This is a genomic window from Actinokineospora sp. HUAS TT18, from assembly GCF_051364635.1.
Lineage (GTDB): Bacteria > Actinomycetota > Actinomycetes > Mycobacteriales > Pseudonocardiaceae > Actinokineospora.
Genome location: NZ_CP195645.1, coordinates 7,139,095 through 7,160,704, shown reverse-complemented (window position 1 = coordinate 7,160,704; position 21,610 = coordinate 7,139,095). Strand labels below are relative to the sequence as shown.

The following is a 21,610-nucleotide window of genomic DNA, read 5'->3' as shown; positions in this document are numbered from 1 at the left end:
AAGGGGGACGGACCGAGCCGTCACCCCGGTTGCACCGTCACCGCGATCTCGCGCCCCGCCAACGGTTCCGCGCATCCGGAACACCGCAGTACCAGTGTGAACCGGTGATCGGTGTCGCGGTGCACGAACTCGATCGCCGGGCCCTCCGGCGCGACGAACCACTGCCTGCACCACTGCAAACCGGCCAGCACCACCGGAAAGAACTCGCGGCCCTTCTCGGTGAGGCTGAAAGTCGCGCGGTCCGGCGCTTCCCGCTCGTCCGTCGCGGTCAGCACACCGATGTCGCGGAACGTGCGCAGCCGGTCGGCGATCACCGTGGCGGGCGCGCCGACTTGGCGGTGGAACTGGGAGAACCGGGTGGCACCGAGGTAGATCGAGCCGAGCATCGCCGCCGACCAGCGGTTCCCGATGAGCGCGCGGCTGTGCGGGTAGAAGCCGGGGCCGAGGCTCGCCGAACCCCCGGCCTGGCGGCGGGTGGCGGCGCTGGGCGCCGAGCGCGGCCACGAGCCACTGGGCCCGAACTCGCCGACGACGTCGCGGGCGACCACCGTCTCGCCGCAGCCGCCACACGCCATCAGCGGCCGCACCAGGGCACCGCACGACCGGTGCCACAGCTGCGGCACCGGTTCGGCGTGGTCGTCGCCCCAGTCGCCCTCCCACGCGGCCAGCGTCGCGATCAGCGGCCACAGGGCCGCGCCGCGGCGGGTCAGCCGGTGGCGTTCGTCGGCGGGGCGCACGATCCCCAGCTCGGCCATGCGGCGCAGCCTGCTGCTGAGCACCGACGGCGTGATCGGCAGCAGCTCCAGCCACTGGTCGAACCGGTCGACGCCCTCGACCGCGTGGCGCAGGATGAGCATGGTCCACTCGTCGGCGGTGACGCCGATGAGGTACGCGATCGAGTTGTCGCCACCGGGGTGCAGGGCGGTGGGCGTGTCTGGCGGGTGGATCATGCCGTCGACAGGCCGATCGCGGCGGCGGGATGGTCGGCGTCGCGCCATCCCGGCAGGTCGGCGCCCGCCGCCCAGGTGCTGTGGGTGCCGCTGGAGACCCGTTCGGGCAGCCGGAGCCGGGCGACCGGGCCGTCGGCGACCCTTCGCGCGTCAAACACCAGGCATTCGGACTGGTCAGCGGACATGTCAGTGGTCATGGTGATCAGGTAGCCGTCGTCCTCGTCTTGGGCGCCGATGCGTGGCGCGAACGCGGTCTCGCTGCCGAAGACGCCCGGCCCGTAGCGGTAGCGCTCCTCGCGGCCGGTCGCCAGGTCGTGTTTGACCAGGCCGTCGAACAGGAACCAGCCCGGTTCCCCCGTCGAGGCGTACGCGTAGCGGTAGGGACGTCCCGCGTTGCCGGAGTTGATCATACCGAACTCGGTGATCGTCTCGGTCATGCGTTCCTCGGTCGCGGTGCCGGTGCGCAGATCGAGGCGCCAGCGGTGCAGCCGGGTCTGCATCCCGTCGAGGGACAGCATGCGGAACATCCTGGCGTAGCGGCGGTCGCCGGGGAAAGTGCCGCCCGCGCCCTCGGGGTCGGACTGGAAGAAGCCGTCGAGGACGATCGTGTCGCCGTCTTCATAAGCGTTGACGAAATGCAGCACGAAGGTCGACTCGGCCTCGAACCAGCGCACGTCGCCGCCGCGGCGCGGGACCACGCCCAGCCGCAGCGGGAGTTCGGGGTGGAAGCGGGCGGCGTGCTTGCCCTCGGCGAGCAATTCCGGGGTCCAGAACAGCGGGCAGTCGTTGAGGATCGTGTAGTTCTCGGTGAACGCCAGGTCGTGCGGCAGGCGCGGGCCGGGCAGTTCGACGTCGAGGTAGTGCGCGAGGCGGTTGTCGGCGTCGACCACGCCGTAGTGCAGGTAGGGCTTGTCCTTGCTGTAGTTGAAGAAGAGCAGCTCGCCGGTCACCGGGTCGACCTTGGTGTGCGCGGACACGCCGCACGCCGGGAACTGTCCGTCCCAAGTGGACTTGCCGAGCGTGTCGAGGGTCAGCGGGTCGAGCCGGTACAGCTCACCGCACTGATAGAAGCTGGTGAGAGCGACGCCCGCGTGCACCACGATGTCGGTGCTCGACGAATCCTTGAGCCCTCCCCTGGCACCCCACCCCGGGCGCAACGCGCTCTCCGGCGGCTCGGCGATGCCCGCCCACAGCGGGCGCGCCGCGGCCTGCTCGGCGAGGAAGCCGTCGGTTCGGACGAAACGGTTGCGGTAGAACGCCTTGCCGTCGCGAAACCCGACGACGTGCACCATTCCGTCACCGTCGAACGGGTGATAGGTCGCAATAGCCGGATGCACAGGGTTCTCGGTGTTGCGCAGGTAGACGCCGTCGAGATCGGCGGGCAGCTCCCCGACGACATCCAGATCCGTCGCGGCGCGCTCCACGGTCTGCGGGCGCCACGGGCCGGTGCGATAGGGGTGGTCGTCATCGCCGGGCAGGGTGCTCAGCGCGCGGCCGAGGATCTCGACGTCCACAGTCCCCCCGTCCCTTGCCTGTGCAGGGAATTCGAGACTACAACTACACGGGGTCCACCAGGGAGGTGTGGATGAACGAGGTCTATGTGCTCGACTACGTCCGCACCGCGCGCGGGCGGGGCACGAGCACGGGCGGACTGCACGCCCTGAGCGCGTTGGACCTGGTCACGGGCCTGCAGCGGGCCTTGGTCGAGCGTGGCGGGTTCGACCCGGGCACGGTCGAGGACGTGGTGATCGGCTGCGCGTCGCAGGTGGGCGACCAGGGCGGCAACCTGGCCAGGACGGCGACGCTGCTGGCCGGTTGGGGCGATCACGTGCCGGGGATCACGGTCAACCGGTTCTGCGCGTCCGGGATCGACGCGGTCGCACAGGTGGCCGCCCGGGTCAAGGTCGGTGAACTCGGCCTCGCGGTGGCGGGCGGGGTGGAGAGCGTGTCGCGCGTGCCGATGTTCAGCGACCGGGCTCCACTGTGGACCGACGCGGAGGTGGTGGCGCGCGCCGGGTCTGTCCACATGGGAATCGCCGCCGACCTCAACGCCACCATCGACGGCTTCGAGCGCGACGACCTCGACGCGTACGCCTTGGAGTCACACCACAAAGCGGCGGCCGCGTGGCGGGCGGGCGCGTTCGACCGGTCCCTGATTCCGTTGGGCGGATTGACGCGCGACGAGTTGGTTCGCCCCAAGACGACCCGAACGACCCTGGCCGCGCTGCCCCCGGCGTTCGCCGCGATCGGCGCCGACGGGCAGGACGAACTCGCCCTGTCGAGCCGCGCCTGGCCGGACCGGATCGAGCACCGGCACACCGTGGCCACCTCCCCCGCCGTCGCCGACGGCGCCGCCCTCCTGCTGATCGGCGACGCCCGCGCCGCCCACCGCCTCGGCATGACCCCGCGCGCGCGGCTGGTGTCGTCGGCGGTCGTCGCCCACGACCCGGTCACGATGCTGACCGCGGGCCAGGCCGCGATGTCCACCGCCATGCGCCGGGCGGGGGTCCTGCCGGGCGAGGTCTCGGTGTTCCAGTTCGCCGAGGCGTTCGCCGCGCTCTGCCTGCGCCTGCGCCGGGACTTCGGCGCCGGGCCGGACCGCCTCAACCCCAGCGGCGGCACCATCGCCGCGGGCCACGCCTTCGGCGCCACCGGGGCGATCATGGTCGGCGACTGCGTCGAGGAACTGGAGCGGCGGTCGGGCAGGCTCGGTGTGGCGGGCGTGAGCGGTGCGGCCGGGCTTGGCGTGGGGGTCGTGGTCGACCGGGCTATGTGATCACCAGGTAGGCGGGCGCCTTCGGCTCCCGCGGTGGCGGCGGCGTCACGTGCCTGGCCAGCCAGGGCGCCGCCGAGCGCACCACCCAACGCAGCATCGGCTTAGCGCCGGTCAGCACCTGCGGCGGGGCGCTGGGCCGCGGCTCCGGCCGGTCCGACCGGGCACCGGTGAGCAGCGCGAGGAACTCGTCGGCGACCACCTGGTGCCCGTAGGGGCTCGGGTGCAGCCGGTCGTCGCTCCACGCGTCGGTGTCGCTGCCCGCGAGGCGGGCCAGGTCGAGGCAGTGCACCCCGCGCCTGCGGGCGCTGCCGCGCACGTGGTCGTTGAAGCGCACCAGCCGGGCGGCGAACCGGGAGCGCACGACCGGCGGCAGCGGGATGACCACGCCCGGATCGGGCAGGGTCGCGGTGAGCACGGTGGCGCCGGTGGCCGCCAACCGGTCCAGGATCTCGTCGTGCCGCCGCAGCACCGCGCGCAGGCTGACCTTGGGGCGGACCAGGTCGTTCATCCCGACCACGGCGCTGACCAGATCGGGCTCGAGCTCGATCGCGGCGGGGACCTGCACGTCGAGCACGTCGACCGTGGTCAGGCCGCGCACCGCGAGGTTGGCGTAGTGCAGCCCGCCCTGGCGGCGCGCGATCTCCTCGGCGAACCGGTCGGCCCAGCCGCGCGGACGGCCCTCGGCGTCGAAGTCGCCGACGCCCTCGGTCAGTGAATCCCCAAGCGCGACATATCGAGTCCACCCACCGTTCATCTACGGCAGGGTACAGCTAGACCTCAGCCAGCGGCCTCAACCTGCGAGGCCCGGCGTCCGGGCGCGACGGCGGCGGACCGACCCGGGCGGCGCCATTCGTGACGTAGGCGCCCGCCGCCGAGGCCAGGATGGGCTCGACCGTCAGCGACCGGACCTCCGGCAGGTCCTCGGCGAGCGCGGCGACCCGCAGCACCAGGTCCTCCAGCGCCTTGAGGTCGGCGGGCTCGCCGCCGCCGTAGCCCACCAGCAGCGGGGCCGCGCGCGGCGCGCGGACCAGGGAGGCGGCGTCGGCGTCGGTAAGCGGGACGGCCCGGTAGGCGCGGTCGCCGAGCAGGTCGCTGATCACGCCCGCGAGCCCGAACGACAGCAGCGACCCGAACGACGGGTCGTCCTGCAACCCGATGGTGCACGAGATCCCCTTGGGCGCCATCCGCTGCACGTACACGGTGTCCACACCGGACACTTCGCGGAGCTGCGCGTGCGCGGCGCGGATCGCGTCCTCGGTGGTCAGGTCGAGGCGCACGCCGACGAAGTCGTTGCGGCGGCGGAACCGCGGGTCGGCGGTCTTGATGACCACGGGCAGCCCCAGCTCGACCCCGGCCGCCACGGCCTCGTCGGCGCTGTCGACCACGCGGTACGGCATGACGTCGATCCCGTAGGCCGCGAGCAGCGCGCGGGTCTGCTCGTCGGTCAAGTCCACTTCGGACCCGTCAGCGGTGGCCGCGGCCACGATCGCGGCGGCCGCGGCGGCGTCGATCCCGTCCGGCCGCTGGTATTCGCCCAGCGGCGCCGACGCCCAGCGGGCGTAGCGGGTCGCGCGGGCCAGCGCCGCGACCGCGCGCTCCGGGCTCGGGTAGGACGGGATCGACCCGCGACCCGGCCCACCCCCGGGCCCGGTGACGACGAGTTCGGCGGGAACACCCTCCACCGCGAGGAAAGTCGACACGATCGGCTTGGTCCCCGCCTCGGCCACCTCGGCCGCGGCGTCCCGCAGCGCCCGCGCGAAGGCCGTGCCGGGAATAGCCAGCGGCGGCACGAACACCACGATCAGCGAGTCGACGTCGTCCCGCCGCAGCGCCTCCCCCACCGCCGCGGCGAACACCTCCGGCCCGGCCTGCGCGCCCACGTCGACCGGGTCTCCCGCCAGCACCAGCCCCTGCGCCAGCGCCGCGTCGGCCGCCAGCACCCCGATCGCCGAGGAGTTGCCGACGACCGCGACCCGCTCCCCCGACGGCAGCGGCTGGTGGGCCAGCAGCAGCGCGGTGTCGAAGAGCTGCGCGATCGACTCCACCCGGATCACGCCCGCCTGCTCGAACAGCGCCTGCACGCTGGCGTCGTCGACCACGACCCCGGTCGCGGCCAGGGCGGGCAGCACCGCGTTGCGCCCGGACTTCACCGCCACGATCGGCTTCTTGCGGCCCAGCCTGCGCGCCAGCCGCGCGAACTTGCGCGGGTTGCCGAACGACTCCAGGTAGAGCAGGACGACGTCGGTGGCGGGGTCGGTCTCCCAGTACTGCAGCAGGTCGTTGCCAGACACGTCGGCCCGGTTGCCCGCCGAGACGAATGTCGACAAACCGAGCCCGCGCGCGGCGGCGTCGGCGAGGATGGCCGTGCCGAGCGCGCCGGACTGGCAGAAGAACCCGGTGCGCCCCCGCGCGGGCAGCGTGGGGGCGAGGCTGGCGTTGAGCCGCACCTTCGGGTCGAGGTTGATCACCCCGAGCGCGTTCGGCCCGACGACCCGCATCCCGTGCGCACGGGCCTCGTCGACCAGCCTGCGCTCGGCGTTCGGCCCGGTCTCGGCGTAGCCGGAGGTGACCACGACCAGCGCCTGCACGCCCTTGGCCATACAGGCGTCCATGACGTCGTCGACCCGCGACGCGGGCACGGCGACGACGGCGAGATCGACCGCGTCCGGGATGTCGAGCACGGTCGGATACGCCCGGACCCCGCGCACCGACCGGTGCTCGGCGTTGACCGGGAACACCGGCCCGGCGAAGCCCGCGGCCAGCAGGTTCCGCAGCACCGCGTACCCGATCTTGGTCTCGTCGGTCGACGCGCCGATCACCGCGACCGCCCGGGGATTCAGCAGGTTGTGCACGCTGCGCGCCTCGGCGGCCTGCTCCCGCGACCACGCGACCCGCACGGAGTCCTCGGTCGGGTCGATGTCGAACTCCAGATGCGCCACGCCCTCCTCGAACGCCCGGCTCACCTGGTACCCGGCGTCCCGGAACACCCGGATCATCTGCGTGTTCTCCGAGAGCACCTCCGCCTCGAACCGCCGCAGTCCCCGCTCCCGCGCCGCGGCGGCGAGGTGCTCCAGCAGGATCGACCCGAGCCCGCGGCGCTGGTGATCGTCCTCGACGACGAAGGCGATCTCGGCGGAGTCCTGCCCCTTGAGCCGCTCGTACCTGCCGACGGCGACGATGTCGTCGCCCAGCAGGGCCACGAAGGCGACCCGGTCGTGGTGGTCGACGGTGCTGAACCGCACGAGGTCGCGGGCGGGGATGCGCGGGTAGGGCGCGAAGTAGCGGAAGTAGCGGGTCCGGTCGGACAGCCGGCCGTGGAAGGCGAGCAGCGCGTCGGCGTCGCTGGGCACGATGGGCCGCAGATGGACGGTCCGCCCGTCGGAGGCGACGACATCGGCTTCCCAGTGCCGCGGGTAGTCGAAAGCCGCCACAACAGCCGGGTCGGTCGGGTTCGGTCCCCGCGACGCCGAGCCGGTCAAGCCTGGACCCTGCGCGGTCTCGGTGTGCGCGTCTGGTGAATCGGCCACGTCGGTTCCTCGGGTCGTGCAGTCGGGCGCGGGCTGGGCCCGCACCGTTGAGCGAACCAGATCGGTCCGACTCTCGCGCGGGGCGCGGTCTCAGTCGCGCGGGTCGTCCGGGTCGAGGCCGTGCAGCGGGAACACCGCGTGCCGGACGTCGCGGATCACGGAGTCGACGGGCTGGTCGAGCCCGCCGCCCCACGGCTCGAACGCGGTGTCCCGACTATCGCCCATGGTCAGTGGGAGGTCGGCCCTCGGGGCGATCTTGCGCACGGAGGCGGTCCAGTCGGCGGGCACCCGGGTCTCGGGGGCGACGTCGCGGTCGAGCATGGTGGCGATCAGGTGGGTCCACGAGCGGGGAACCACCCGCAGCAGCTGGTACCCGCCGCCGCCGGTGGCCAGCCACTTGCCGCCCGCGTACCGGTCGGCGAGGTCGCGCAGCGCGCGGTAGATCGCGCGGTGGCCGTCGACCGACAGCGACAGGTCGGCGAGCGGGTCCTCCTCGTGGGTGTCTACCCCGCACTGGGAGACCAGGATCTGCGGCTGGAACGCCCGCAGCAGCGAGGGCACCACCCCGGTGAACGCCCGCAGCCACGCCGGGTCGCGCGTGTGCGGCGGCAGCGGGATGTTCACCGCCGAGCCCTGCGCGCCGCGCCCGCCGAGTTCGTTGACGAACCCGGTGCCCGGCCACAGCGTCATCGGGCTCTGGTGCAGCGAGACCGTCAGCACCCGCGGGTCGTCGTAGAACGCCGCCTGCACCCCGTCGCCGTGGTGGACGTCGACATCGACGTAGGCGATCCGGTCGAACCCGTTGTCCAGCAGCCACGAGATCGCGACCGCGCAGTCGTTGTAGACGCAGAACCCGGCCGCGTGGTCGCGCATGGCGTGGTGCAGCCCGCCCGCGATGCTCACCGCCCGGTCCGCGGTGCCCTCGGCGATCTGCCGCGCCGCCAGCATCGACCCGCCCACGACCAGCGCGGACGCGGCGTGCATGCGGTCGAACACCGGGTTGTCCGCGGTGCCCAGCCCGTGCCCGACGTCCCAGCCGACCGTCGGCGCCTGCCGCACGGCTTTGATGTACTCGAGTTCGTGGACGCGCTCGATGTCGGCGTCGCTGGCGGGCTCCGGCACGCGCAGCGGCACGCCGTCGAGCACCCCGAGCGCGGCGGCCAGGCGCATGGTGAGCTCGAGCCGGATCGGGTTGAACGGGTGTTCGCCGCCCAAGTCGTACCCGAGCAGGGAGGCGTCCCAGACGACGGTGGCTCGATCACCCATGTGACGACCCTAGTGCGCGCCGCCACCGACCGCCGCTACGGCTGCTCGCCCGTGGCCACCGGCCGGTTCGGGTCGACACACCAGTGCGACCACGACCCGGCGTACAGCGCGGCGGGCTGGTCGGCCGAGGTGACCCCGGCCGCCTCCAACGCCAACACGACCGACGACGCGGTGACACCCGACCCGCAGTAGGCGCCGACCGGCTCCCCGGCCAGCACCCCGAGCCCCGCGAACCGCTCGGCCAGCTCGCCCGCGGGCTTCCACCGGCCGCTGCCGTCGAGGTGACCGGCGAACGGCGCGTTGACCGCCCCCGGCACGTGCCCGGCCCGCGGGTCGATCGGCTCCACGTCGCCCCGGTACCGCTCGGGCGCCCGCGCGTCGAGCAGCACGCCGTCCTTGGCCAGCGCGGCGGCCTCGTCGGCGTCGAGCACCGGCATGCCGCCGGGCCGCACCTCGATGTCGCCCGGCTCCGGCGCCACCGTGTCGGTGCTCACCGGCCCGCCCTCGGCGACCCACGCCGCGAACCCGCCGTCGAGCACGGCGACGTCCCGGTGCCCGGCCCACCGCAGCAGCCACCACCCGCGCGCGGCCACCGACCCGTTGTCCGCGTCGTAGACCACGACCGGCCGATCCGCTCGCACTCCCGTGGCCCGCAGCGCCCGCTCCAGCACGTCCGGCTCAGGCAGCGGATGCCTGCCGCCCGCACCCGGCGCGGCCGCCAGGTCGGTGTCCAGGTCCAGGTAGGCGGCGCCCGGCAGGTGGCCCGCGGCGTAGTCCTCGCGCCCGGGCGGCCCACCGAGCCGCCAGCGCACGTCGAGCAGGACCGGCGCGTCGGGACTGTCCAGGGCGGACAGCAGGTCGGCGGCGGAGATGAGTGGCTGTGTGCGTGCGGTCACCCGGCCATCCTGCCGCACCCCCCGATCGAGATCACCTCACACCAGCGAGTCGCTGCCCTGTCATCCCCAGCGACTACCATGGGACCCGACGTAAGGGGAACGGCGTGAACGATCTCATCGACACCACCGAGATGTACCTCCGCACCATCTACGAGCTCGAAGAGGAGGGCGTCGTACCCCTGCGTGCCCGCATCGCCGAACGCCTCGGCCAGAGCGGCCCCACGGTGAGCCAGACCGTCGGCCGCATGGAGCGCGACGGTCTCGTCATCGTCGCGGGCGACCGGCACCTGGAGCTGACCGACCATGGTCGGTCCCTGGCCATCGCCGTCATGCGCAAGCACCGCCTCGCCGAGCGTCTGCTGGTCGACGTGATCGGCCTGGAGTGGGAACACGTGCACAGCGAGGCGTGCCGCTGGGAGCACGTGATGAGCGAGGCCGTGGAACGCAAGCTGGTCAAGCTCCTCGGCCACCCCACCACCTCCCCGTACGGCAACCCGATCCCCGGTCTCGACCAACTCGGCGAGGGCGAGCCCGCCCCGCCGGTCGAGGCGGGCCTGGTCCGGGTCGACGAGGTCGCCCGCCGCGGCGGCGGCAGCGTCGAGGTCCGTCGCATCGCCGAGCACGTCCAGCTCGATCCCCAGCTGATGGCCGAGCTCAAGCACGTGGGTGTGCTCCCCGGTGAGGTGATCGACGTCGGCGCGTCCAGGGGCGACGGCGCCAACATCGCCATCACCGGCGCGGGCAACACCGCCGAGCTGGCCCCGATCGTCCTGCACGCTGTGCTGGCCCGTTCGACGTGAGCCCGGCAGGCCAGGCAGCCGCCGAGTTCCGGCGGCTGCACGATCGCGCGCCCGCCGGAGTCTGGTCCGCCCCCGGTCGGGTGAACCTGATCGGTGAGCACACCGACTACAACGACGGCTTCGTCCTGCCTTTCGCACTGCCCCACCGCATCGCGGTCGCCGCGTCGCCCCGCTCCGACGGCGTGCTGACCGCGGTGACCATCGGCGCCGACGGCCTCGCCCAGCACGCCACCCCCACCCCGATCGCCGATCTCGAACCCGGCCTGATCGGCGGCTGGGCGGCCTTCCCGAGCGGCGTGGCCTGGGTCCTGCGGGGTCACGGCATCGACGGCGGCGCGGACCTGGTGATCACCGGCGACGTGCCCACCGGCGCGGGCCTGTCGTCGTCGCACGCGCTGCAGTGCGCGGTCGCCTTGGCGCTGCTCGGCCTCGCGGACGTGACGGTGCCGCTGCCCGAGCTGGCCCGGTGGGTCCAGCGCTCGGAGAACGATTTCGTGGGCGCGCCCACCGGCCTGTTGGACCAAACAGCCTCCCTCTGCTGTGTCGACTCGCATGTGTTGTTCCTCGACGTGCGCTCCGGCGAGCAGGAGCAGATCCCGTTCGCCCCGGCCGACCACGGCCTCGGCGTGCTGGCCATCGACACGCGGGTGAAGCACTCGCTGGCCGACTCGGCCTATGGGGACCGCCGCAAAGGCTGCGAGCGCGCCGCCGAACTGCTCGGCGTGCCCTCCCTGCGCGACGCGGTCGACATCGACGGCCTCCCCGACAACCTGCTGCCGCTGGCCCGGCACGTCGTCACCGAGAACGCCCGCGTGCTGCGCACCGTCGAGTTCCTGCGCGCCGACAAGCCGCACCTCGTCGGCGATGCACTCACCCAGTCCCACGTGTCGCTGCGCGACGACTACCAGGTGTCCTGCCCCGAGTTGGACGTCGCGGTGGAGGCGGCCGTCGGCGCGGGCGCGCTTGGTGCCAGGATGACCGGGGGCGGTTTCGGCGGCACGGCCATCGCCCTCGTCCCGACCGAATTGGACAAGACGGTGCGCGCGGCGGTGGCGTCGGCGTTCGCCGAGCGCTCCTTCACCGCGCCGCGGATGTTCGCCGCGGTGCCGTCCCCGGGCGCGGGACGCGACTACTAGGGCCACCCGGGTGGCCACGCGAATCAGGAAGGCGAGGACCACGGTGAAGCTGCTGGTGACCGGTGGGGCTGGGTATGTCGGCAGTGTGTGCGCGGCCCGGCTCGTGGAGGCCGGGCATGAGGTGACCGTCGTCGACGACCTGACGACCGGCCACGCCGACGCGGTCCCCCCTGGCGCCACCTTCGTCGAAGGCGACCTTGCCGAGGTCGCCCCGACCCTGCTGGCCGACGGCTTCGACGGCGTCCTGCACTTCGCCGCGAAGTCCCTCGTCGGCGAGTCCATGCAGGACCCCGCCAAGTACTGGAACGGCAATGTCCTGACCTCCCTTCAGCTGCTGGACGCCATGCGCGAACACGGCACCCCCCGACTCGTGTTTTCGTCCACCGCCGCCACCTACGGCGAGCCGGACCAGGTGCCGATCCTCGAAACCGCACCCACCCGCCCCACGAACACCTACGGCGCGACCAAGCTGGCCATCGACCACGCCATCACCTCCTACGCCAAGGCCCACGGCCTGGCCGCGGTGAGCCTGCGCTACTTCAACGTCGCGGGCGCCTACGGCCCCTACGGCGAACGCCACACCACCGAAACCCACCTCATCCCGATCGTCCTGCAGGTAGCCATGGGCACCCGCGAAGCTCTGTCGATCTACGGCGACGACTACCCCACCCCGGACGGCACCTGCGTCCGCGACTACATCCACGTCCTCGACCTGGCCGAAGCCCACCTCCTGGCCCTGAGCCACACCGTCGAGGGCGAACACCAGATCTACAACCTGGGCACCGGCACGGGCTTCTCCAACCGCGAGGTGGTCGAGACCTGCCGCGCCGTCACCGGCCACCCGATCCCGGCGACCTACGCCCCCCGCCGCGCAGGCGACCCGGCGACGTTGGTCGCCTCCGCCGACGCCGCCGCCGAGAAACTCGGCTGGAAGCCGGAACGCACCGACCTCCACACCATCGTCAGCGACGCCTGGGAGTTCACCCGCTCCCGCGCCTGACACCCGGGCGATTCGTCCTTCGCCATAACCCGCCTGGACTTGGCTAGGAAAGGCTAGAGGGGCTGGCCCGATCCGGGCCGAACTGGGCCAGGCAGGGCTAGCGGGGGCAAGAAGGCCGGGCCGCTGCCGGCCAAGCCAGGCCGAGTCAGGCAGACACGGCCGAGCCAGGCCGGACCAGGCAATGCGGCGCCAGGCCGAGCCGGACCAAGCCGTGCCAAGCCGCGGCCAGGCCGCACCGCACCGGGCCGAGCCGAGCCGGAACAAGCCGTGCCAAGCCGGGCCAAGCTGCGGCCAGGCCGCACCGGGCCGAGCCGAGCCAGCCGTGCCAAGCGCGGCCAGGCTGCACCGCACCGGGCCGGGCCGAGCCGGGCTGGGCTGGGCTGGGTCGGGCCGAGCCGAGCCGGGCCGGGCCGGGCCGGGCCGGGCCGGGCCGGGCGGGGCTGGGCTGGGCTGGACCCGAACTAGGCGGGCCAAGCCGGACCACCGGGCTCAGCCTTGGCCGAGCCGTACCGGACGCCGGGCCAGGCCAAGCCAGGTCGGACAGCCGAGGCGGGAACCGTCGCCGTTGGTCGGTGGTCGCGCCAACGTGCCGGGGTTGCCGGGGTTGGACCGGCTAGCAGGATGTGCGGCACGCGCCCAGGCCCGTCCCCGTCAGGCTGCGGCGGCTCCACATACAGGGCCTTCTCGGGGGGCTGGCGTGTGGAGGGCGCGCGTAAGGATGTGGCGGAGTTCGTCCGGGGACATCGCGTGTTGGATGGCGGAGCGGAGTAGGCCTGCGATCGGGTGGGCGGGGTCGGCTTCCAGGGCCAGGGTCAACGCCGCGTGGGCTAGGGCGCCTTCGCCTCGGAGGTGGGCGGCTATGGCTAGGAAGCAGGCCGGTTCGGCGCGTTCCGGGATTGGGGCGGCCTTCGTGAGGCGGGTCCACAGGCGCATGGCGGCGGTGGATTGTGGGGATACCGCGATCTTGAAGCATTCGCCCCGAACATCTTCGTGGGTCATGGCGAGGATCAAGCGGGCGAGGCGGTCTTCGTCGAGATCCGGTTCCATTCGGGTGGCGGCGGCGAAGTCGGCGATGGCGGCGTGGATGAGGGTCATGTCCTTGGCCAGGGCATCGGCGTCGCAGCAGCCGTTGGTGGCGGCGCGGACTTCGGCGCCCACCAAGGTGTCCAGGGCCTGGGAGCGGCGGTCGACCACATCGGGCGGGTCGGGGGCGAGGCTGGCGACCAAGGCTTCGCGGCTCGGGTACTTGACCATGCCCTCGACGGCGCGGGCGGCGGCGAAGGCTGTGGCGTCCGGGTCTGGGACGACGCCCGCGCAATCCGGCTCGCGATAGCACCACCACGGTTCGCCTGCTTCGGCTCGGCTGACCCAGACCGGGTGGTCCACCACGACGCCCACCAGGTTGAGGTCGCCGATGAGCTGGTCCACGAATGGGCGGTGGGACAGCTTCTCGCCGCCGACCACCGCCAGTAGGGCGCGGCGGACGTTGTGGCGGGAGCAGACGTCGGCGAGGTGGGCGGCGAGGCCGACGACGTTGTCGGGGGCCGGCAGGTCGACGCGGAATACCGGGCCCAGGGCGAACTTCGGGCCGTTGGGTTCGACCGTGACGACGACGGCCGAGTCGGTGGGGTGGAAGCCAAGGAGGTTGGGTACCGCGGCCACGAGGTCGCCGCCGTTGTTGAGTTCGAGGTTCATGGGTCCACTGTGCGGGCGCCGCGAAACCTTTGCCACACAATCGAATCAGCTGTGGATGAATTCGGCCCATGTGGACAAACGGCCCGACAGGACCAGGGAGTCCTGCCGGGCCGGGAACGCTATCCGCAGTGCTCGAACGGGCTCGTGTAGGCCGACGACCCGACCGACCCGCCCCACTTCACGCACTGGTTGGCCGCCGACTTCTTCACCGGACCCGCGTAGTACGAGAACGACCCGCTGTCCGTGGTCCGTGTCCCGCCTTGGACTTCCAAGAACGCCGACACCGACGACGGCGTCCCGATCGACACCGCCTTGATCGTCGCCACGCAGTTGACGCCCGTGCCCGAGTTGTAGAGCAGGTACGTGGTCCCCTGTGTGCCCAGCGCCGCCGAGTCGATCCGGCTGAAGCCGCTGCCGCACACCTCTTCCGGCGAGTACGGGTTCCCGCCGCCGCACCGGTTGTGGCTGGTGTAGCTGCGCGTGCCCCAATAGAGGATCTGGCTGCCGTTGAACACGATCCGCTGCGGCACGCCGTTCAGCAGTTCCTCGAAGTGCAGGTGCGGCCCGCTGGACTCACCCGTGCTGCCCACGTTGCCGATCAACTGCCCCTGCGTGACGGTCGCGCCGACCGACACCCGCCGCACCGACAGGTGCGCGTACCGGCTGCGCCAGCCGTTGCCGTGGTCGATCTCGACCCAGTTGCCATAGCTGACCGCCCCCTCGCTCTCCGACCGCGTGACCCGGCCGCCGAGCGCGGCGACCACCGCGTCGCCGTCGTCGTTGGCCCGGTTGAAGTCGACCGCGTTCGCCGGGCTGTGGTTGGTCCGGGTCTGCCCGTCCCACACCTGCCCGCACGGGAACGGCATTTGGAAAGCCGGTGCCGCCGCGGCGACGCCCTCGCCGATAACGAGGAGCGCCGCCGCGGCGACGGTGGTGCATGCCAGGGCTAAGAACCTGTTCAACTGCCACCTCCGCGAGATCCGATTACGAAGATCGGACCACGACGGTCATCCGCCGGGGAAGGCTTCCCGCGTGAACAGTTTCCACACTAGGGGTGCACCCCGGTGTCATCCCACCGATGAGCGCAGCGCCGCCGAACCGCCCACGACCGGCAGTTTCAGGCTGCTCCGGGCGAGATCCACCGAGACTCCGGCGCCCGGCTGCGGCCGCAGCGTGTAGTCGTAGTCGCTCGACATGACCACCACGCCCAGGCTGTGCCCAACGGCGAGCACATAGTCGTCCGGCACCAGTTCGACCTCGACGTCGTAGGCCTTGCCCGGCCGGATCGGTTCGGTGCGGCTGGGCGAGTGCCGGTTCTGCGGGTCGGTCCACCCGCGGGTGATGATCGACGTCTTGCCGTCCGGCGCCCGGTCGACCAGCAGCACCGTCACGTTCGCCGCGGGACGGGTGAACGACAGCCGCAGGTCGGCCGTCACCCCGCCGCTGATCCGCAGCGGCTGCGTCGCCGGACGCGTCGCGTACGACAGGCGGTGCTCCGAGGCGGGCGCCGCCGCCAGCACCTCGGCCGTCTTCGACACGTCGTCGGTCAGCGACTCCAGCACCGGCCTACCAAACGACGAGCGCGCGCTCAGCCCACCGATAGCCGCGCCCCCGGCCGCGGGATACAGCCGCGCGGACGACGTGCCGGGCAGCGGCCACTCGGCCTCGTCGTGCCAGGTCTGGTCCTCGCGCTGGATGGTCGCCTTCGGCTCGTCCTCGATGCCGTTGTCGATCTTGTAGAGGTAGTGCGACATCCACCGGTTCAGCGTGATCAGCCACTCCGCCTGCCGCAGTCGGAAGGGGTCGGCGTGGCCGGACTGGTGCAGCCAGATCTTGTGCTCGACACCGTGCCGCTTGAGCGCGGAGTACCACTGGTCGACGTGGGTCATCTTGACGTTCCAGTCGTTCAGACCGTGCACCGCCAGCACCGACGCGCGCACGCCGGAGACGTCGTTGAGGTAGTTCCGCTCGTCCCAGAACGGGCTGTAGTCACCCGTCACCCGGTCCTGCTGGGCCACGATGTCGGCGATCACCGGCTTGCAGACCTCGCGGTCCGCGCGCGTGTAGACGTAGTCGGCGAGCACGTCGAGGTCCTCGCCCTGGAACGTCCCCGGCGCCACGATCAAGCCGTCGGCCCGGTAGTAGTCGTACCAGCTGGAGATCGCCGCGATCGGCACGATCGTCTCAAGCCCGCGGACGCCGGTCGTCGCGACGGCGTTGGGCAGGGTGCCGTTGTACGACACGCCCATCATGCCGACCTTGCCCGTGGTCCACGGCGCGGTGACGGCGTTGCCGGAGGCGTCCTGGCCGCCCGCGCGGCCGTTGAGCCAGTCGACGACCGACTTCGCGCCGATTGTCTCGTTGCGGCCGCCGCTGGTCGGGCAGCCGGTGGACAGCCCCGAGCCCAGCGACTCGGCGTAGACCACGGCGAACCCGCGCGCGGTGAAGTACGACTCGTACCGCCAGGTGATGGCCGCCCGCGGCCCGACGGCCGCGGCCACCCGCTCGTCGGCCAGACCGCGCGAACCGGTGCGGTGGTCGCCGTGCCCCGGCTTGCCCGGGACGTACAGCTCCTGGTCGACGCTGTGGTTGGGCACGTCGTTGCCGCCCGCGTAGTACGGGCTGGCCTGGTAGACGACCGGGACCTTCATACCGAGTTCGGTGGCGCGGGGCCGGACGACCTCGACGTGGACCAGGTCGTCCTTGCCGTCGAAGTCGCTGTCGACCGGCGCGGACACCCACAGCGACTCGCGGACGACGTCGTTCGGGTCGAAAACGGGCTGGGCCTGGCCGTCGACGAACACTGGCTTCGGCGGGTCGGCCTGGGCGGACGCGGGGGTGCTGAGCAGGGGAACCGCGAGCAGGGCGGCCACGGCTGCGACGGCGGGTCGCGCACGTCTCATGGTTGGCTCCAAGATGCAGGGTGCAGGTCGGGTCCGAACCTTTCCCCCAGGTCCGACGGTGTGTCAATGCCGCCAAAAGGGCGAAGAATCCACTGTGGACACGTGCCGGGTGGGCCGGGGATGGGTAGCCTCGCGTCGTGACAAGTCCTCTGGAAGCCCCGATCGTCGCCGTCACCGTCTACCCGGGACAGGCCCGCGTCACCCGCAAGGGCCTGATCAGCCTCGACGCGGGCGCGCGGCGGGTGCTGGTCGGCGGCCTGCCGCTCTCGCTGCACCCCGACTCGGTCCGGGTCACCGGCCGCGGCGCCGCGACCGTGCTCGGCGTCGATGTGCGCCCCGAGCACCACCCGCGCACCCCCGACGGCGCCGTCGCGGACCTGGAGGAGCAGCGCGAGCTGATCCGCGCGGCCATCGACGAACTCGGCGACAAAGAGTCGGTGCTGACGGTCCAAGCCGACGTCGTCAGCGCGCTGGCCAAGCGCGTGGGCGGCACGTTCGCCCCCGCGCTGGCCCGCAACGAGACCGACCCGGCCCGCGTCGCCGACGTCAACGGCGCGCTGGCCAGGCAGCTCGGCGACGTCCTGGCCGCGCAGCGCGATCTCGCGCAGGTCAGGCGCAAGACGATGGAGCAGCACGACGAGATCGAGCGCAAACTCGCCGACCGCTACGCCCACCGCGCCCCCGACCGGATGGCCGTCGAGGTGGAGCTGGAGGTGGCCGAGTCCGGCGACCTGGAGATCGAGCTGTCCTACCTCGTCCACGGCGGCAACTGGGAGTCGCGCTACGACGTCCGGCTGGCCGACAACGCCCTCTCGGTCACCTGGTACGGCCTGATCACCCAGCACACGGGCGAGGACTGGCCGGAGTGCGACCTACGGCTGTCGACCGCGCAGCCCGCCGACGGCGTCAACGTGCCCGAGCTGTCGCCCTGGTTCGTCGACGTGCTCCGGCCGATCGCGCCGAAGATGGCCCGCGCCTACGGCGCCGCCGCCGACATGGCGGCCCCGGGCGGCGCGATGCCCGCCATGGCCGCTGCGCCTGCCCCGATGATGGAGTCGTTCGCGACCGTCGAGCAGGGCGCGACCGCCGCGACCTACCGGCCCGCGCGACAGATCGCCGTCCCGGCCGACGGCACCGCCCACCGCACGACAGTCGCCGTGGTCGAGCTGCCAACCAAGACCGATCACGTGACGGTCCCGGTGCGCGGCCCCGAGGCTTATCTGCGCGCGACAGCGACTAACAACTCTGAACACACACTCCGCCCGGGAAGGGCGTCGATCTTCCACGACAACGAGTTCGTCGGCGCGACGGACCTGGAGACGTGGGCGCCCGGCGAGGAAGTCGAGCTCACCCTGGGCGTCGATGAGCGCATCCGGGTCGAGCGTGAGCTGGTGCGCCGGTCGGCGGGCAAGGCCGTCCTGGGCAGCACCCGCAAGCAGGAGGCCGCGTACCGGATCAAGGTCGGCAACTTCGGCCCGCGCGACGCGCACATCACGGTCATCGACCAGGTGCCGGTCTCGCGCAGCGAGCAGATCGTGGTCCGCGACGTGACGCTGCGCCCGGAGCCCGCCGAGCGGACCGACCTTGGCGAGGTCACCTGGAAGATCGACCTCGCCCCGGGCAAGTCGACCGAGCTGGAACTCGGCTTTCGGCTCGACATCGCCAAGGGTGTCGAGGTGGCGGGCTGGCGCGACTAGGGCGCCAAAGCGGCCAACACGTCGGTCGCCCGACGCATCGACTCGGCGGGGTCGGCGTCGGGTGAGCCGATCTCCGGGTCGAAGTTCAGGTCGACGAACAGCTCGGTGATCCCCTGCTCGGCCAGCATGGCGAAGTCGCCGCGGATCTGGTCGAGGGTGCCGACGAGCGGCCTGCGCTTGTCGGATCGGACCCGGACCGCGCCCCGGCAGACGAAACGCAGCGCGTCGGCGTCGCGACCGGCCTCCCTGGCCGCCTCGCGGACGGTCTCGATCGACTTCCCGATCGTCGTGAGATCGGCTCGGCTGCTGCTCACCCACCCGTCACACAGCCTGCCCGCGCGCCGCAGCGCGGGCGGCGCGGCGGCGCCCAGCAGGATCGGCGGCCCGCCCGGCTGCACCGGCTTCGGGTCCATCCTGGTCGGCGGCACCTTGTAGAAGTCGCCGTCGTGGGAGACCACGTCGTCGGTCCAGAAGCGGCGCAGCAGCGGCAGGTACTCGTCGGCCCGCCGCCCGCGTCCGCGCTGGTCAGCGCCCACGGCGACGTACTCCTCCTCGGCCCACCCGATGCCCAGCCCCGCGTCGAGGCGTCCGCCGGACAGCACGTCGAGGGTCGCCAGCTGCTTGGCCAACAGCGGCGGCGCGAAGAACGGCAGGTTGAGCACCGCGATCCCCAGCCGGACGCGGCTGGTCCGAGCCGCGAGGAACCCCGTGGTCGCGATCGGGTCGAGCACTGACCGGTACGACTCGCCCCAACTCCCGTCCGGCGGCGACAGCAGCCGCTGGAACGTCCACAGCGAGTGGTAGCCGAGATCCTCGGCCCGCTCCGCCACGCTCAGGATGTTGTCCGTGGTGGCCCACGAACCCGACACCGGCACCGCGAATCCGATCAGCACATCCACCACGCTACGGCCGCCGCGGGCCGATGGCAGACTTGCGGCCATGACCGACGACCCGTACCTGTGGCTCGAAGACGTCACCGACGAGACCGCCCTGGCCTGGGTGCGGGAGCGCAACGCCGAGACGACCGCCAAGCTCGGCGGCGACCGGTTCGAGTCGCTGCGCGCGGGCATCCGCGAGGTGCTCGACGCCGACGACCGCATCCCCTACCCGCGGCGCCGGGGCGAGTTCCTCTACAACTTCTGGCAGGACGCGGCCAACCCGCGCGGCCTGTGGCGGCGCACCACGCTCGACCAGTACCGCACCGACGCGCCGGAGTGGGATGTCCTGCTCGACGTCGACGCGCTGGGCGAGCGCGAGGGCGAGAACTGGGTCTGGAGCGGGGCGAAGGTCCTGCGACCGGACTACGACATCGCGTTGATCGAGCTGTCCCGCGGCGGCGCGGACGCCACCGTGGTCCGCGAGTTCGACCTGCGCACCCGCGAGTTCGTCGCCGACGGCTTCACCCTGCCGGAGGCCAAGTCCCGGGTCGGCTGGATCGACCGCGACCGCGTCTACGTCGGCACCGACTTCGGCGACGGCTCGCTCACGAGCTCCGGCTACCCGCGCGTCCTCAAGGAGTGGCGCCGCGGCACGCCGCTCGACGAAGCGGAGATCGTGTTCGAGGGCAAGGCCGAGGACGTCTCCGCCTACGCCTTCCACGACTCGACCCCCGGCTTCGAGCGCGACTTCGTCGGACGGCACCCGGACTTCTTCACCTCGGAGGAATTCCTCCGCACCCCCGACGGCGACCTGGTGCGCATCGACGTGCCCGACGACGCCAGCTCCGACGTGCACCGCGAGTGGCTGCTGATCCTGCTGCGCACCGACTGGACCGTCGCCGACACGACGTACCGCGCGGGTTCCCTGCTGGCCGCGAACTTCGACGCCTACCTCGCCGGAGACCGCGAGCTGGCGGTCCTGTTCGAGCCCGACGCGCACACGTCGCTCTCGGGGTACTCCTGGACGCGCAACCACCTGATCCTCAACGAGCTGCACGACGTGAAGTCCCAGCTGGAAGTCCTGACCCCGGGTCCGGACGGCTGGACGCGCGCGCCGCTGCCCGGCGTGCCGGATGTCGGCTCGGCCGACGTGATCGACACCGACCCGGACGAGAGCGACGAGTACGTCCTCAACGTCAGCGGCTACCTGCAGCCCGCGACGCTGATGCGCGGCGAGATCGGCGGCGACGTCGAGACACTGAAGCAGGCGCCCGCGTTCTTCGACACCGACGGCCTGCACGTCGAGCAGCACTTCGCCACCTCGGACGACGGCACGAAGGTGCCCTACTTCGTCGTCGGCCCGGAGAACCCGACCGGCCCGACCCTGCTCTACGGCTACGGCGGCTTCGAGGTCTCCCTGACCCCGTCCTACGCGGGCGGCATGGGCCGCTCATGGCTCGCCCAGGGCGGCACGTACGTCGTGGCGAACATCCGCGGCGGCGGCGAGTACGGCCCGGCGTGGCACCGCGCGGCGCTGCGGGAGAACCGGCCGCGCGCCTACGAGGACTTCGCCGCGGTCGCGCGCGACCTTGTCGCCCGCGGGATCACCACCCACGAGCGGCTCGGCATGCAGGGCGGCAGCAACGGCGGGCTCCTCGCGGGCGTCATGCTGACGCGCTACCCGGAGCTGTTCGGCGCCGTCGTCAGCCAGGTCCCGCTCCTCGACCTCCAGCGCTACCACCTGCTGCTGGCGGGCGCGTCCTGGATGGCCGAGTGGGGCGACCCCGACGACCCGGCCGACTGGGCCTACCTGAAGGAGTTCTCCCCCTACCACAACGTCCACAGTGGACGGGAGTACCCGCCGGTCTTCTTCGTGACCTCGACCCGCGACGACCGCGTGCACCCCGGCCACGCGCGCAAGATGGCCGCGCGGATGATCGAACAGGGCCACACGCCCTACTACTACGAGAACATCGAAGGCGGCCACGGCGCGGCGGCGGACAACGAGCAGCGGGCGTTCATGTCGGCGATCGTCTACGAGTTCCTGCTGCGCACGCTGGACTGACGGTGGCTGTCTGTAGGGTCT

General features: G+C 72.3%; 16 protein-coding genes. 6 read left to right on the top strand and 10 right to left on the bottom strand.

The features are described from left to right. Positions 1-20: 20 nt before the first annotated feature. Entirely contained in the window at positions 21-950 is a 930-nt protein-coding gene (locus ACSHT8_RS33400; RefSeq protein ID WP_436495868.1) for a winged helix-turn-helix transcriptional regulator, read from the bottom strand. After that, positions 947-2,464 carry a carotenoid oxygenase family protein gene (locus tag ACSHT8_RS33395; protein ID WP_436495866.1) on the bottom strand — a complete coding sequence of 506 codons (1,518 nt, stop codon included), beginning with the start codon at positions 2,462-2,464 and terminating at the stop codon, positions 947-949. Before ACSHT8_RS33395 ends, ACSHT8_RS33400 begins: the two co-directional genes overlap by 4 nt. Before the next feature lie 71 nt (positions 2,465-2,535). Between ACSHT8_RS33395 and ACSHT8_RS33390 the strand changes: the two genes are divergently transcribed. Further along, complete coding sequence (locus tag ACSHT8_RS33390) at positions 2,536-3,726, top strand: acetyl-CoA C-acyltransferase (RefSeq protein ID WP_436495864.1); 1,191 nt, start codon at positions 2,536-2,538, stop codon at positions 3,724-3,726. On the opposite strand, the gene ACSHT8_RS33385 is transcribed toward ACSHT8_RS33390, so the two are convergent. From ACSHT8_RS33385 to ACSHT8_RS33370, 4 genes are all read right to left on the bottom strand, one after another. Then, on the bottom strand, positions 3,719-4,480 hold the full coding sequence (locus ACSHT8_RS33385; RefSeq protein ID WP_436495862.1) for an SGNH/GDSL hydrolase family protein: 762 nt from the start codon (positions 4,478-4,480) through the stop codon (positions 3,719-3,721). The genes ACSHT8_RS33390 and ACSHT8_RS33385 overlap by 8 nt on opposite strands. A gap of 16 nt (positions 4,481-4,496) precedes the next feature. Next, positions 4,497-7,157 (bottom strand): bifunctional acetate--CoA ligase family protein/GNAT family N-acetyltransferase, encoded by a 2,661-nt coding sequence (locus ACSHT8_RS33380; protein ID WP_436502244.1) that lies wholly within the window; start codon positions 7,155-7,157, stop codon positions 4,497-4,499. 186 nt (positions 7,158-7,343) lie between these two features. Next, entirely contained in the window at positions 7,344-8,519 is a 1,176-nt protein-coding gene (locus ACSHT8_RS33375; protein ID WP_436495860.1) for an acetoin utilization protein AcuC, read from the bottom strand. A 35-nt stretch (positions 8,520-8,554) separates the two neighbouring features. After that, a complete protein-coding gene (locus tag ACSHT8_RS33370; RefSeq protein ID WP_436495858.1) occupies positions 8,555-9,415 on the bottom strand; it encodes a sulfurtransferase in 861 nt (286 codons plus the stop codon). Positions 9,416-9,519: 104 nt separating this feature from the next. On the opposite strand from ACSHT8_RS33370, the gene ACSHT8_RS33365 reads away from it, so the two are divergent. From ACSHT8_RS33365 to galE, 3 genes are read left to right on the top strand one after another with little or no spacing between them, the layout of a single operon-like run. Beyond that, positions 9,520-10,215 carry a metal-dependent transcriptional regulator gene (locus tag ACSHT8_RS33365; RefSeq protein WP_436495856.1) on the top strand — a complete coding sequence of 232 codons (696 nt, stop codon included), beginning with the start codon at positions 9,520-9,522 and terminating at the stop codon, positions 10,213-10,215. Further along, positions 10,212-11,351, top strand: a complete 1,140-nt coding sequence (galK, locus tag ACSHT8_RS33360) for a galactokinase (protein WP_436495854.1) — start codon at positions 10,212-10,214, stop codon at positions 11,349-11,351. The genes ACSHT8_RS33365 and galK overlap by 4 nt, the downstream gene beginning before the upstream one ends. A 43-nt stretch (positions 11,352-11,394) precedes the next feature. Continuing rightward, entirely contained in the window at positions 11,395-12,351 is a 957-nt protein-coding gene (gene galE / locus ACSHT8_RS33355) for a UDP-glucose 4-epimerase GalE (protein WP_436495852.1), read from the top strand. Between the two features lie 651 nt (positions 12,352-13,002). On the opposite strand, the gene ACSHT8_RS33350 is transcribed toward galE, so the two are convergent. The 3 genes from ACSHT8_RS33350 to ACSHT8_RS33340 form a co-directional block, all read right to left on the bottom strand. Then, positions 13,003-14,046, bottom strand: a complete 1,044-nt coding sequence (locus ACSHT8_RS33350) for a DUF4192 domain-containing protein (protein WP_436495850.1) — start codon at positions 14,044-14,046, stop codon at positions 13,003-13,005. A gap of 119 nt (positions 14,047-14,165) precedes the next feature. Beyond that, positions 14,166-15,008 (bottom strand): M23 family metallopeptidase, encoded by an 843-nt coding sequence (locus tag ACSHT8_RS33345; RefSeq protein ID WP_436495848.1) that lies wholly within the window; start codon positions 15,006-15,008, stop codon positions 14,166-14,168. 105 nt (positions 15,009-15,113) lie between these two features. Beyond that, positions 15,114-16,949, bottom strand: coding sequence for a Xaa-Pro dipeptidyl-peptidase (locus ACSHT8_RS33340; RefSeq protein WP_436495846.1), 1,836 nt, complete (start codon positions 16,947-16,949; stop codon positions 15,114-15,116). A gap of 137 nt (positions 16,950-17,086) precedes the next feature. On the opposite strand from ACSHT8_RS33340, the gene ACSHT8_RS33335 reads away from it, so the two are divergent. Continuing rightward, the gene (locus tag ACSHT8_RS33335; RefSeq protein ID WP_436495844.1) at positions 17,087-18,646 is read left to right on the top strand and encodes a mucoidy inhibitor MuiA family protein; all 1,560 of its coding nucleotides are present in this window, start codon (positions 17,087-17,089) and stop codon (positions 18,644-18,646) included. Here ACSHT8_RS33335 and ACSHT8_RS33330 read toward each other — a convergent pair. Next, the gene (locus ACSHT8_RS33330; protein ID WP_436495842.1) at positions 18,643-19,539 is read right to left on the bottom strand and encodes a TIGR03619 family F420-dependent LLM class oxidoreductase; all 897 of its coding nucleotides are present in this window, start codon (positions 19,537-19,539) and stop codon (positions 18,643-18,645) included. The genes ACSHT8_RS33335 and ACSHT8_RS33330 overlap by 4 nt on opposite strands. 46 nt (positions 19,540-19,585) lie before the next feature. Here ACSHT8_RS33330 and ACSHT8_RS33325 point away from each other — a divergent pair, with 46 nt between their 5' ends. Beyond that, the gene (locus ACSHT8_RS33325) at positions 19,586-21,589 is read left to right on the top strand and encodes a prolyl oligopeptidase family serine peptidase (RefSeq protein ID WP_436495840.1); all 2,004 of its coding nucleotides are present in this window, start codon (positions 19,586-19,588) and stop codon (positions 21,587-21,589) included. Positions 21,590-21,610 lie beyond the last annotated feature (21 nt).